General features: G+C 52.3%; 12 protein-coding genes. 6 read left to right on the plus strand and 6 right to left on the minus strand.

The genetic code is table 11. The features are described 5' to 3' along the window. Positions 1-2 precede the first annotated feature (2 nt). A complete protein-coding gene (locus SK36_RS19930) occupies positions 3-2,090 on the plus strand; it encodes a YccS/YhfK family putative transporter (RefSeq protein ID WP_048222853.1) in 2,088 nt (695 codons plus the stop codon). Between the two features lie 43 nt (positions 2,091-2,133). On the opposite strand, the gene argD is transcribed toward SK36_RS19930, so the two are convergent. The 5 genes from argD to ppiA form a co-directional block, all read right to left on the minus strand. Then, positions 2,134-3,351, minus strand: a complete 1,218-nt coding sequence (gene argD, locus SK36_RS19935; protein ID WP_045448379.1) for a bifunctional acetylornithine/succinyldiaminopimelate transaminase — start codon at positions 3,349-3,351, stop codon at positions 2,134-2,136. An 85-nt stretch (positions 3,352-3,436) separates the two neighbouring features. Beyond that, on the minus strand, positions 3,437-4,000 hold the full coding sequence (gene pabA / locus SK36_RS19940; protein WP_045448381.1) for an aminodeoxychorismate synthase component 2: 564 nt from the start codon (positions 3,998-4,000) through the stop codon (positions 3,437-3,439). A 31-nt stretch (positions 4,001-4,031) separates the two neighbouring features. Beyond that, positions 4,032-4,634: a putative adenosine monophosphate-protein transferase Fic gene (locus SK36_RS19945; protein WP_045448383.1), complete on the minus strand. Its 603-nt coding sequence runs from the start codon at positions 4,632-4,634 to the stop codon at positions 4,032-4,034. Then, entirely contained in the window at positions 4,624-4,791 is a 168-nt protein-coding gene (locus SK36_RS24055) for a YhfG family protein (protein WP_071829046.1), read from the minus strand. Before SK36_RS24055 ends, SK36_RS19945 begins: the two co-directional genes overlap by 11 nt. Before the next feature lie 106 nt (positions 4,792-4,897). After that, positions 4,898-5,470 carry a peptidylprolyl isomerase A gene (ppiA, locus tag SK36_RS19950; RefSeq protein ID WP_048222857.1) on the minus strand — a complete coding sequence of 191 codons (573 nt, stop codon included), beginning with the start codon at positions 5,468-5,470 and terminating at the stop codon, positions 4,898-4,900. A gap of 277 nt (positions 5,471-5,747) precedes the next feature. Between ppiA and tsgA the strand changes: the two genes are divergently transcribed. From tsgA to cysG, 5 genes are all read left to right on the plus strand, one after another. Next, on the plus strand, positions 5,748-6,929 hold the full coding sequence (gene tsgA / locus SK36_RS19955) for an MFS transporter TsgA (protein ID WP_048222859.1): 1,182 nt from the start codon (positions 5,748-5,750) through the stop codon (positions 6,927-6,929). A gap of 338 nt (positions 6,930-7,267) precedes the next feature. Continuing rightward, complete coding sequence (nirB, locus tag SK36_RS19960) at positions 7,268-9,811, plus strand: NADPH-nitrite reductase large subunit (protein WP_045448389.1); 2,544 nt, start codon at positions 7,268-7,270, stop codon at positions 9,809-9,811. Continuing rightward, complete coding sequence (gene nirD / locus SK36_RS19965; RefSeq protein ID WP_045448391.1) at positions 9,808-10,134, plus strand: nitrite reductase small subunit NirD; 327 nt, start codon at positions 9,808-9,810, stop codon at positions 10,132-10,134. Before nirB ends, nirD begins: the two co-directional genes overlap by 4 nt. 180 nt (positions 10,135-10,314) lie before the next feature. Next, complete coding sequence (gene nirC, locus SK36_RS19970) at positions 10,315-11,118, plus strand: nitrite transporter NirC (protein WP_045449812.1); 804 nt, start codon at positions 10,315-10,317, stop codon at positions 11,116-11,118. Between the two features lie 26 nt (positions 11,119-11,144). Beyond that, positions 11,145-12,518, plus strand: coding sequence for a siroheme synthase CysG (gene cysG / locus SK36_RS19975; protein ID WP_048222861.1), 1,374 nt, complete (start codon positions 11,145-11,147; stop codon positions 12,516-12,518). 80 nt (positions 12,519-12,598) lie between these two features. Here cysG and SK36_RS19980 read toward each other — a convergent pair whose 3' ends face one another. Then, positions 12,599-13,693: a PLP-dependent aminotransferase family protein gene (locus SK36_RS19980; protein ID WP_045448395.1), complete on the minus strand. Its 1,095-nt coding sequence runs from the start codon at positions 13,691-13,693 to the stop codon at positions 12,599-12,601.

The raw sequence follows: 13,693 nt of genomic DNA on the forward strand, positions 1-13,693 counted from the left end.
TGATGTGGCGAAGACTGATTTATCACCCCGAGATCAACTACGCACTACGACAGACGCTGGTGCTGTGTTTACCTGTGGGTGTCGGTCTTATCATCGGTCAACTACATCTGGGGCTGCTTTTCTCCCTCGTCCCAGCCTGCTGCAACATTGCCGGTCTTGACACCCCACATAAACGCTTTTTTAAACGCTTAATTATTGGTGCGTCGCTGTTTGCCGGATGCAGTTTGATCATGCAACTACTGCTGGCGCAGACCATACCGTTACCGCTGATCCTCACCGGCCTGACGCTTATTCTCGGCGTAACTGCAGAGTTAAGTCCTCTGCATGCACGATTGTTGCCTGCCTCGCTCATTGCTGCAATTTTCACGCTTAGCCTTGCCGGGAACATGCCCGTCTGGGAACCACTGTTAATCTATGCGCTGGGTACATTGTGGTACGGTCTGTTCAACTGGTTCTGGTTTTGGCTGTGGCGCGAGCAGCCGCTACGTGAATCACTCAGCCTGCTATACCGCGAACTGGCCGATTACTGTGAGGCTAAATACAGTCTGCTGACCCAGCACATCGATCCTGAAAAAGCGCTGCCTCCGCTGCTGGTACGCCAGCAGAAAGCAGTCGATCTCATTACCCAGTGTTATCAGCAGATGCACATGCTGTCGGCGCATCACAACAATGAGTACAAACGCCTGCTGCGTGCCTTTCAGGAGGCTCTGGATTTACAGGAGCATATTTCCGTCAGCCTGCATCAACCGGAAGAGGTGCAGAAACTGGTCGAACGCAGCCATGCAGAGCAGGTGATTCGCTGGAATGCGCGAACTGTCGCCGCCCGACTACGAGTGCTGGCAGATGACATTTTGTATCACCGCTTGCCTACGCGATTTTCAATGGAAAAGCAGATTGGCACCCTGGAAAAAATTGCCAGGCAGCATCCGGATAATCCCGTTGGACAGTTCTGCTACTGGCACTTTAGCCGCATTGCCCGCGTGCTGCGTACCCAGCGCCCGCTTTATGCCCGGGATTTGATGGCTGATAAGCAGCGCCGATTGCCGTTGCTCCCTGCTCTGAAAAGCTATTTGTCGTTTAAATCCCCTGCGCTGCGTAATGCGGGGCGTATCAGCGTCATGTTAAGTATCGCCAGCCTGATGGGTAGCGCCTTACATTTGCCAAAACCATACTGGATCCTGATGACGATATTGTTCGTCACGCAAAATGGCTACGGCGCAACCCGGGTGCGTATTCTGCATCGCTCGGCAGGTACTCTCGTTGGGCTTATCATCGCTGGCGTCACATTGCACTTCCATATCCCCGAGGGTTTCACGCTGGCGGCTATGTTGCTTATCACTTTGGTGAGCTACCTGATTATCCGCAAAAACTACGGCTGGGCAACAGTAGGTTTTACTGTCACGGCAGTGTATACCCTGCAACTACTGACGCTGAATGGAGAGCAGTTTATCGTACCGCGCTTTGTCGATACGGTGATGGGCTGTTTGATCGCCTTTGGCGGCACGCTCTGGCTGTGGCCGCAATGGCAGAGCGGCCTGCTGCGTAAGAACGCCCACGATGCGCTAGAGTCCGATCAGGAAGCCATTCGCCTGATTCTCAGCAACGACCCGCAGGCTACGCCGCTGGCATATCAGCGTATGCGGGTTAATCAGGCGCATAACACACTGTTTAACTCACTGAACCAGGCGATGCAGGAACCAGGGTTTAACTCACACTATCTGGCAGATATGAAACTGTGGGTTACGCACAGCCAGTTTATTGTCGAGCACATTAACGCGATGACCACTCTGGCAAGGGAACATACGATGCTGACGCCGGATTTAGCACAGCGGTATCTGGAATCCTGTGAAATTGCTATCCAGCGTTGCCAGCAGCGGTTGGAGTATGACGGGCCGGGAAGTTCCGGCGATGTGAATATTCTCGAGTCTTCGGAAATGCTGTCCCAAGGCCCGTTAAGCACCCTGGAACAGCATCTGCAACGTATACTTGGCCACCTGAACACCATGCACACCATTTCGTCGGTAGCATGGCGTCAAAGGCCGCATCATGGCATCTGGCTTAGCCGCCGGTTGCGGGACATGAAGGGTTAACGCTGTTTTCCTGTAGGCCTGAAAGCAGCGCACTATCGGGTAATCAGGCGACGACCTTCGCTACCGCCTGCGCAAAGCGCTGCATGCCTTCATCAATGTCCGTTTTATCCACCACCAGCGACGGCGCAAAACGCATTACGTCCGGGCCAGCATTCAGCACCATCACCCCTTCGTGCGCTGCAGCGTAAAGGAAATCACGTGCCCGGCCTCTGAACTGTGGCTTCAGTTCCGCGCCGATCAACAAGCCCATGCCGCGAATGTCGCTAAAAATGTCATACTGCGCATCAATCTTCTGTAAATGTTGAACAAACGTCTGACGTTTGGCTTGAATACCCTCCAGCACTTCCGGGGTATTGATAATATCGAACGCCGCTCCTGCAACCGCGCAGGCCAAAGGATTACCGCCATAGGTCGAACCGTGAGATCCCACATGAAACGCCGAGGCGATCTCCTGAGTCGTTAGCATAGCACTCACCGGGAATCCGCCGCCGAGGGCTTTGGCGCTGGTCAGGATATCCGGCGTCACACCGAAATGCATATAGGCAAACAGGTCACCTGTACGCCCCATCCCGCACTGCACTTCATCAAATACCAACAGTGCCTGGTGCTGATCGCACAATTCACGCAGGCCTTGCAGAAATTCTGGTGTCGCTGCGGTTACGCCACCTTCCCCCTGAATTGGCTCAACCACCACCGCACAGGTGTGGTCGTCCATCACTGCTTTCACTGCATGCAGATCGTTAAACGGCACATGAATAATGTCCGCCGGTTTTGGACCAAAGCCATCAGAATATTTTGGCTGTCCGCCCACGGAAACGGTAAACAGTGAGCGACCATGAAACGCATTATGGAAGGCGATAATTTTGGTTTTAAAGGGGCTATGGCGTACACAGGCATAGTGACGCGCCAGCTTAAAAGCGGTTTCGTTAGCTTCAGTACCAGAGTTCATGAACAGCACACGTTCGGCAAAGGTCGCGTCGATGATTTTGCGGCCTAAGCGCAGAGCAGGTTCATTAGTGAAAACGTTGCTGGTATGCCACAACGTTTCGCCCTGGCTTTTCAACGCTTCGACCAGTGCCGGATGACAATGCCCTAATGCGGTAACGGCAATTCCACCCGCGAAATCAACATATTCTTTCCCTTGTTGATCCCAGACTCGACTCCCTTTCCCTTTTACCGGAATAAACTCCGCCGGTGCATAAATCGGCAGAATCACTTCATCGAATGTCGCGCGCGTAATTGCAGTTTGTTCAGTTGCCATGTCATTACCACCCAGTTAAGCAGAAATGTTAGTGAAATTATAATCACAAAATATGAATAAAAAATCACTGAATAGCAACCACAAATCAACGGTTGAGGAAATTAGCCAGCAGCTGATGCCCCTGTTCACTGAGAATACTCTCTGGGTGAAACTGTACCCCTTCAAGATCCCACTCCCGATGGCGAATCCCCATGATCTCCCTGGTGTCGCTCCAGGCCGTTACCTCAAAACAATCAGGGAGTGTCGCAGGGGCAACAACCAGCGAGTGATAGCGAGTGACCGTTAACGGGTTCACGAGTCCCTGAAACACCCCCTGTCCGTTATGCGTAATCGGTGATGTTTTACCGTGCATCACTTTCGCAGCCCGAACCACGGTCGCGCCAAATGCCTGTGCCATCGCCTGGTGCCCCAGGCAAACACCCAACATGGGCGTTTTTCCCGCAAAATGTCGAATCACATCCAACGAGATCCCGGCGTCATCCGGGGTACAGGGTCCGGGAGAAATAACGATTTTTTGCGGATTAAGCGTGTCAATTTGCGGCAACGTCAACTCGTCGTTACGCCTGACGAGAACATCAGCGCCCAGTTCACAGAAGTATTGATACAGGTTCCAGGTAAAAGAATCGTAGTTATCGATAAGCAGGATCATGGCGGCTCCGGTACATAAGAACCGCGCTATTCTACTCAGTTTCCTCGGCTACACTTACCACTTTACGAAATATCGCTCGCAACGCAGACAGGTCACCCATTGCACCACTTTGATTTGCCAGGTTCCACTCCGCGACCTGAATGCCATTCCAGTTGAGCACATACCCGGCATGAATCGCTAACTGCTCAAAGAAAATACGTTGCGCCAAACCGCTGCCGATACGAAACGGATGCAACACATTAATTTCGCAATAATAATGCGTGAGCCGGTCGACAAATTTTTCTTCCGGTAATCCTGCCAGCCAGGACTCTTCTTCAAGATCCTGCATCAGCGCATTACCCTCTTTCTCGATATATGCAAAATGGCAGAAACGGGTATCCCCCTGATAAATGTCGACCTCACGCAGATGACCTGCCCAGTCGAAAATATCCTGATACAGCTGGCGATGGATAGCACACAGATGCGGCAGGCCCCGTTTTAGCGGCCCCAGCTCAATCGTCGCCGCACGCAACGCCGTCAACTCCCAGGCGGCCTGCTCAAGACGCTGAGTTTGATGAACGCCCAGACGATTACGCATGACGTTCAGACCTGGATACAGATAGGGATCACGTCCATCACCAAATTTATCGCTCATAGTGCCTCCTCAATTCTTCAAGGCGCACCAGTGCGTCTTCAGCGCTCAGAGTAACCCGTGGAATATCCACGCCTTCCAGCCGCCGGCTAGCCTGAAAATTGTCGTTTCGCCGTTGTACCCAGAGACTGGACTTTTGTTTATCGGTGAGTTTTTTCACGTGACCTCCCTGAATGTGCCGACACTTGCCACAAGTATAAGCAGCAATTTCGGGTTACGCAGAGAAGGGAGAGAACGCGGACAGGAACTGCCCGCGCAAAATTCGATTATGGCAGGACTTTCGCTGACAGGATAACAATCGGTTTTGATGGCACGTTCTGGTATGGACCGACATCATGAGTCGGAACCTGAGAAATCTTATCCGCGACATCCATACCCTTCACAACTTTTCCGAAGACAGCGTAACCAAAGTCGCGCTGGCCATGATCAAGGAAGGCGTTGTCCGCAATGTTGATAAAGAACTGACTGGTCGCGCTGTCTTTGTCCGCAGTACGTGCCATGGCAATGGTACCGCGGGTATTACGCAGTCCATTATCGGCTTCATTCTTAATTGGCGGATTAGGTTTCTTCTGCTGCATCTGCTCGTTAAAACCACCACCCTGTACCATAAAGCCAGGGATCACACGGTGAAACGTGGTGTTGTTATAGAAACCGCTATTTACATAATCGACAAAATTTTGCACTGATACCGGGGCTTTCTGGCTATTCAGCTCCAGCTCAATGTTACCGGCAGAGGTTGTCAGCAGGACATGTGGGTCACCTTTCGCTGCCAGTGCTGCGGGAGAGAGAGCAGAAAGGGCGAGAACAGCTGCAACAGCCGCCAGAGTCGATTTGAGCATGAGAATTCCTTAACAAGAGCAGAAATAGAGCAAGTGAATTGATTCTAAAGAGCCTTCATGGACAAGGCCATCCCTTTACTTAATTTTACGAACCTGAAACAAATGTAACGATGCGGATTATCCCGCCACTCAAACCTCATAAAGTGACCTTGATCACATTAAAAAATGTAACGCCAACCCAATTTACCAATAAACATTTAAATACATCACTAAAACGCCTAAAATCTGCCCGCTCATAGCGCTGTCAACGCGCTTTACACTTCAATACAGGCCAGTCATGACTAACAGCAATCGTATCAAGCTCACATGGATTAGCTTTCTCTCTTACGCCCTGACAGGTGCGTTGGTAATTGTCACCGGGATGGTGATGGGAAACATCGCAGAATATTTTCATTTGCCTGTTTCCAGTATGAGTAACACTTTCACCTTCCTGAATGCCGGGATCCTGATCTCTATTTTTCTCAATGCCTGGCTGATGGAAATTGTGCCCCTGAAAACGCAATTGCGTTTTGGCTTCGTCCTGATGGTGCTGGCCGTCGCCGGGCTGATGCTCAGCCATAGTCTGGCGCTGTTCTCAGCGGCGATGTTTGTACTGGGCCTGGTCAGTGGTATCACCATGTCAATTGGGACATTCCTGGTTACCCAGATGTATGAAGGTCGCCAGCGCGGTTCCCGTCTGTTGTTTACCGACTCATTCTTCAGCATGGCAGGGATGATTTTCCCAATGGTCGCGGCATTCCTGCTGGCACGCAGCATTGAATGGTATTGGGTTTACGCTTGCATTGGCCTGGTTTATGTCGCGATTTTCATTCTGACCTTCGGCTGTGAATTCCCGGTGCTGGGTAAACATGCACAGCAGCCGGAAACGCCAGTGGCGAAAGAGAAGTGGGGCATAGGCGTGCTGTTCCTGGCTATTGCTGCATTGTGCTACATCCTTGGTCAACTTGGTTTTATCTCCTGGGTACCGGAATACGCCAAAAGCCTCGGTATGAGCCTGAACGATGCGGGTAAACTGGTGAGTGACTTCTGGATGTCTTACATGGTCGGCATGTGGGCGTTTAGCTTTATCCTTCGTTTCTTTGATTTGCAGCGCATTCTGACCGTACTGGCCGGTCTGGCTACTGTGCTGATGTATCTGTTCATCACTGGCACGCCAGAGCATATGCCGTGGTTCATTCTGACACTGGGCTTCTTCTCCAGCGCGATCTATACCACTATTATCACCCTCGGCTCTCAGCAGACTAAAGTCGCATCACCAAAACTGGTTAATTTCGTACTGACCTGCGGCACTATTGGTACCATGCTGACCTTCGTGGTCACCGGCCCTATTGTCGCCCACAGTGGTCCTCTGGCTGCATTACAGACGGCTAACGGACTGTATGCCGTGGTGTTCGTGATGTGCTTTATCCTTGGATTCGTTACGCGCCATCGTCAGCACAGCACACCAGCCGCACATTAAATCTGAATACCGGATAATGATGTTAAAGCACCTTATCCGGCGTATAAAAGCATTCCCCAGGCCGGATGACCATCCGGCCTTTGATCATCCGCCTTCCCTTCTCCAGACTGCGTAGACCTCGCAATCTTAAGAGGCAGGATAACTCACGCCAAAACCCTTCGATTTGTATGCTTTTCATACAAACATGAAAAGCCTGTCAATTCCGTGACTTATAAAAATGCTGACAAATCAGTTATATACCTCTTAAGGGGTATATAAGGGCGAATTTGATTTGTATCAATAAGCGGGGTTGCTGAATCGTTAAGGTAGGCAGTAATAGAAAAGAAATCGAGGCAAAAATGAGCAAAGTCAGACTCGCTATTATTGGTAATGGTATGGTCGGCCATCGCTTTATTGAGGATCTTCTTGATAAATCTGATGCGGACAAGTTTGATATTACCGTCTTCTGTGAAGAACCCCGCAAAGCATACGACCGTGTACACCTGTCTTCTTACTTCTCTCACCACACCGCTGAAGAACTGTCATTGGTGCGCGAGGGATTCTACGAGAAGCATGGCGTTAAAGTATTAGTCGGTGAACGCGCGATTACCATCAACCGTCAGGAGAAGGTGATCCACTCCAGCGCAGGCCGTACGGTCTATTACGATAAACTGATCATGGCGACCGGGTCCTTCCCGTGGATCCCGCCAATTAAAGGCTCAGAAACTCAGGACTGTTTCGTTTACCGCACCATCGAAGATCTCAATGCCATTGAATCCTGCGCTCGCCGTAGCAAACGCGGTGCCGTTGTCGGTGGTGGCTTGTTAGGTCTGGAAGCCGCCGGCGCCCTGAAAAGCTTAGGCGTTGAAACCCACGTAATTGAATTCGCCCCGATGCTGATGGCTGAACAGCTGGATCATATGGGTGGCGAACAGTTACGTCGCAAAATTGAAAGCATGGGCGTGCGTGTGCACACCAGCAAAAACACGAAAGAGATCGTCCAGGAAGGTACTGAAGCACGTAAAACCATGCGTTTTGCCGACGGGAGCGAACTGGAAGTTGACTTTATCGTTTTCTCCACGGGTATTCGCCCGCGCGACAAACTGGCAACCCAGTGCGGCCTGGACGTGGCACCACGCGGCGGTATCGTGATTAACGATGCCTGCCAGACCTCTGACCCGGATATCTACGCCATTGGCGAATGCGCCAGTTGGAACAACCGTGTTTATGGCCTGGTTGCCCCTGGTTACAAAATGGCGCAGGTCGCTGTTGACCATATTCTCGGTAGCGAAAATGCCTTCGAAGGCGCGGATCTGAGTGCCAAACTGAAGCTGCTGGGTGTCGATGTTGGCGGTATTGGCGACGCACACGCACGCACGCCGGGTGCCCGCAGCTACGTCTATCTCGACGAAAGCAAAGAAGTCTACAAACGCCTGATTGTCAGCGAAGATAACAAAACGCTACTCGGTGCGGTCCTGGTGGGTGACACCAGCGATTACGGTAACCTGTTGCAGCTGGTGCTGAACGCTATCGAACTGCCGGAAAATCCGGATTCACTGATTCTGCCAGCGCACGCAGGCAGCGGTAAACCCTCAATAGGCGTGGATAAGCTGCCGGACAGCGCGCAAATTTGCTCCTGCTTTGACGTCACCAAAGGCATGCTGGTCGCCGCTATCAACAAAGGCTGCCATACCGTTGCGGCGCTGAAGGCTGAAACCAAAGCCGGTACCGGTTGCGGCGGGTGTATTCCTCTGGTTACCCAGGTACTGAATGCTGAACTGGCGAAACAAGGGATTGAAGTCAACAACAACCTGTGCGAACACTTCCCGTATTCGCGTCAGGAACTGTTCCATCTCATCCGTGTGGAAGGTATTAAAACCTTCGAAGAGTTGCTGGCAAAACACGGTAAAGGTTACGGCTGTGAAGTGTGTAAACCGACCGTTGGCTCCCTGCTGGCCTCCTGCTGGAATGAATACATTCTTAAACCGCAGCACACGCCGCTGCAGGATACTAACGACAACTTCCTGGCGAACATCCAGAAAGACGGTACTTACTCCGTTATCCCGCGTTCTGCAGGTGGTGAAATTACTCCGGAAGGTTTGGTTGCCGTTGGTCGTATCGCACGCGAATTCAACCTGTACACCAAGATCACCGGCTCTCAACGTATTGGCCTGTTCGGTGCGCAGAAAGATGACCTGCCGGAAATCTGGCGTCAGCTGATTGAAGCGGGCTTCGAAACTGGTCATGCGTACGCTAAAGCATTACGTATGGCGAAAACCTGCGTAGGCAGCACCTGGTGCCGCTATGGCGTGGGTGACAGCGTAGGTTTCGGCGTTGAGCTGGAAAACCGCTACAAGGGCATTCGTACGCCGCACAAAATGAAATTTGGTGTCTCTGGTTGTACCCGTGAGTGCGCTGAAGCCCAGGGTAAAGACGTGGGTATCATCGCCACTGAAAAAGGCTGGAACCTGTACGTTTGTGGTAACGGCGGGATGAAACCACGCCATGCTGATCTGCTGGCGGCGGATATCGATCGCGAAACGCTGCTCAAATATCTTGATCGTTTCATGATGTTCTACATTCGTACTGCAGACAAACTGACCCGTACCGCACCGTGGTTAGATAACCTGGAAGGCGGCATTGAGTATCTGAAGTCCGTCATTATTGACGACAAACTGGGTCTGAATGAACACCTGGAAGAAGAAATGGCGCGTCTGCGTGAAGCCGTCGTGTGCGAGTGGACGGAAACCGTCAACACCCCATCTGCACAGGTTCGTTTTAAACACTTTATCAACAGCGATAAACGCGATCCGAATGTCCAGGTTGTGCCTGAACGTGAACAACATCGTCCGGCCACGCCATATGAGCGCATCCCGGTCACTCTGGTGGAGGAAAACGCATGAGCCAGTGGAAAAACATCTGCAAAATCGATGACATTCTGCCTGCAACAGGCGTCTGCGCCCTGTTAGGTACTGAGCAGGTTGCTATTTTCCGCCCATATCACAGCGATCAGGTGTTTGCGATCAGCAATATCGACCCGTTCTTTGAGTCCAGCGTGCTTTCTCGCGGGCTGATTGCTGAACATCAGGGCGAATTGTGGGTTGCCAGCCCGCTGAAAAAACAGCGTTTTCGCTTAAGCGACGGTCTGTGCATGGAAGACGAACAGTTTTCTGTGAAACATTACGAAGCTCGGGTGAAAGACGGCATGGTGCAACTGCGCGGTTAATTAATTTTTAGGGAGGCGCAATGCCTCCCCTTTTTTGACGTATTTGTAGTTCTTTTATTGGTAGTCCTGATAAGCGTAGCGCCATCCGGCAATTGCAATTGCCGGATGGCGGCATAAATGCCTTATCCGGCCTACGGTTACGATTTCTTTTTATTTTTGTACTTCAAGGATAATCAACATATGTTCACAGACACTATTAATAAGTGTGCGGCTAACGCTGCGCGCATTGCACGCCTGTCGGCTAATAATCCACTTGGCTTCTGGGTCAGCTCAGCTATGGCAGGGGCCTACGTTGGCCTCGGCATCATCCTTATTTTTACTCTCGGTAATCTGCTCGACCCATCCGTACGTCCTCTGGTAATGGGTGCAACCTTTGGTATTGCCTTAACGCTGGTGATTATCGCCGGTTCTGAACTGTTCACCGGCCACACAATGTTTCTGACACTTGGCGTGAAAGCGGGCACCATCAGCCACAGCCAGATGTGGGCAATTCTGCCGCAAACCTGGCTGGGAAATCTGGTCGGTTCCGTATTCGTTGCCCTGCTGTACAGCTGGGGCGGCGGCAGCCTGTTACCGGTCGATACCAGCATCGTACATACGGTAGCACTGGCAAAAACCACCGCACCTGCAACAGTACTGTTCTTTAAAGGTGCGCTGTGTAACTGGCTGGTTTGCCTGGCGATCTGGATGGCAATCCGTACTGAAGGTGCGGCGAAATTCCTCGCTATCTGGTGGTGCCTGCTGGCTTTTATCGCTTCCGGCTACGAGCACTCTGTTGCCAATATGACGCTGTTTGCCCTCTCATGGTTCGGTCACCACAGCGATGCTTATACGTTGGCTGGAATTGGTCATAATCTGCTGTGGGTAACACTAGGTAATACTTTGTCCGGTGTCGTATTCATGGGATTGGGTTATTGGTATGCTACGCCAAAATCGGAGCGCCCTGTTCCGGCAAAAATCAACCAAACTGAGAATCTGGCATAACAGCCAAATCATTAAGGGGTAATGTCGTGGATCATTTGCCTATATTTTGTCAACTACGTGAGCGCGACTGCTTGATCGTCGGCGGTGGTGATGTCGCAGAACGCAAAGCGCGGTTACTGCTGGAAGCGGGTGCCCGTTTAACGGTTAATGCACTTGCGTTTATTCCTCAGTTTACCGTATGGGCAAATGAAGGAATGCTGACGCTGGTTGAAGGGCCGTTCGATGAAGCCCTGCTCGACTCCTGTTGGCTGGCGATCGCCGCAACCGATGACGATGCCGTCAACCTTCGCGTCAGCAATGCCGCTGAATCACGACGAATTTTCTGTAACGTGGTCGATGCGCCAAAAGCCGCCAGTTTCATCATGCCTTCCATTATCGACCGCTCGCCGTTAATGGTGGCAGTCTCCTCTGGTGGCACCTCACCTGTCCTTGCCCGCCTGCTGCGTGAACGGCTCGAATCCGTGTTACCGCAGCATCTGGGCCAGGTCGCGCAGTATGCGGGGCAACTACGTTCCCGGGTGAAAAAACAGTTTGCCAGCATGGGCGAACGTCGCCGTTTCTGGGAAAAGTTGTTCGTTAACGATCGTCTGGCGCAATCGCTGGCAAATAACGATCAGAAAGCGATTGAGGAAACCACCGAACAGTTGCTCAGCGAACCGCTGGATCATCGCGGTGAAGTGGTACTGGTTGGCGCCGGCCCTGGTGACGCTGGGCTGCTGACGCTGAAAGGACTACAGCAGATCCAGCAGGCCGATGTCGTGGTGTATGACCGCCTGGTTTCTGATGACATCATGAACCTTGTGCGCCGCGATGCAGATCGTGTATTTGTCGGTAAACGCGCAGGCTATCACTGTGTACCGCAGGAAGAAATTAACCAGATCCTCCTACGCGAAGCGCAACAGGGCAAACGCGTAGTACGCCTGAAAGGCGGCGATCCGTTCATCTTTGGACGCGGTGGCGAAGAGCTGGAAACGCTGTGCCACGCAGGCATTCCGTTCTCTGTGGTTCCAGGCATTACCGCAGCTTCTGGCTGCTCTGCATATTCGGGTATTCCACTGACACATCGAGATTACGCCCAGAGCGTACGTCTGGTCACCGGCCACCTGAAAACTGGCGGCGAGCTGGACTGGGAAAACCTGGCAGCAGAAAAGCAGACACTGGTGTTCTATATGGGACTGAACCAGGCTGCCACTATCCAGGAAAAATTGATCGAGTTTGGTATGCAGGCTGATATGCCGGTTGCGCTGGTAGAAAACGGAACCTCCGTTAAACAACGCGTCGTCAACGGAGCGCTGACGCAACTCGGTGAACTGGCGCAGCAGGTTGAAAGTCCGGCCCTGATTATTGTTGGTCGTGTTGTTGGATTGCGCGATAAGCTGAACTGGTTTTCGAATCACTAATTCGACGCTAACACTGCAGTATGAAGCCAATAAAAAAACCGGGAGTTTCCCGGTTTTTTTATGCCTGTCGTCACCCATTTTCAGCCAGTCATGACTTGCTTAATGCTTTCCCGCAAAATACGTAGCACCGTTTGCTCTCCACTACGGTTTGGATTAATGCGAATCGCATATTCCTCAAGCCCCGGACTGGCTTCACGAAAAGTCCCGGAGAGGCGATAAAACAGAGGAGGGAGCTCATATTTCGACTCCGCACCCACCGGATACGGCAGCGCCCCTCGTTTTTGCGCCTCTTCCAATACCCTTTTAGCTATCGGCTGATGAAACTCGACGATCAGAACCTTCGACTGCGCATTAGCGATCGCCGCCAGTTTCACCTCGGGAAGCCCCCCGCTATTCAGGTACGTTAGCAATCGCTCAGACACGCCTGCCTGCACCGCATGCATCACTGGGGCGAAAACCAGCCCCCGAAGTACCTCCAACGCCTGCGCTCCCTGAATCTGGCAGCCGCCGGAATACTGAGTCGCACGGATTCTGCCGATAATATCCGCCTTGCCAACCACCGCCCCCACCCCTTCCGGCCCAAAGAGCTTAAAACAGGAGAAGGTAGAGAGCGTCGCCCCACATTCACAGCCAATACGGTCAACTTTCATCACCGCATAGTTGTCATCGGTTAACGTTGGCAGCCCACACAGGGCAATCTCCGCCAGTACTTCAGCCAGCACATAGCTGTCCTGCGGCTGCTGACGGGTATGCTGTACCAGCGCTGCATCGGGGCGATGTTCAGCGATAACCTGTCTTAATGCCGCAAGGTCATTGAAGTCGGCCCTGACCAGCTCAATTCCCATCTGCTCAACGAGCACCATCGTGGTGGGATAAACCGGCGCAACATGCACCAGTAGCCGCAGCCCTGGTTTGAGTAACGACGCCAACCCCGCGCGAATCGCCCCGGTTCCTGCGCCCTGAACCAACACCGCCGCTTCCGCATGAAAGGCATCAGCCAACACGTGTTCCACTCGCTGCGTCACCCGGGGCTGATTCAACCCAGGGCTCAGCCCCAGGTCGCCGCCCGACAGAAAATCTGCACCGGGAAAGTGGCGGCAGAGGGAGTCTACCAGCGCAAACTGCTTTTGCTGCGCCTCAGCAAGTGTCAAACTTTGCAACGGAAACGTCTTCAT

This window comes from Citrobacter sp. MGH106 (genome assembly GCF_001037495.1).
In the GTDB taxonomy this organism is placed as follows: domain Bacteria; phylum Pseudomonadota; class Gammaproteobacteria; order Enterobacterales; family Enterobacteriaceae; genus Citrobacter; species Citrobacter murliniae.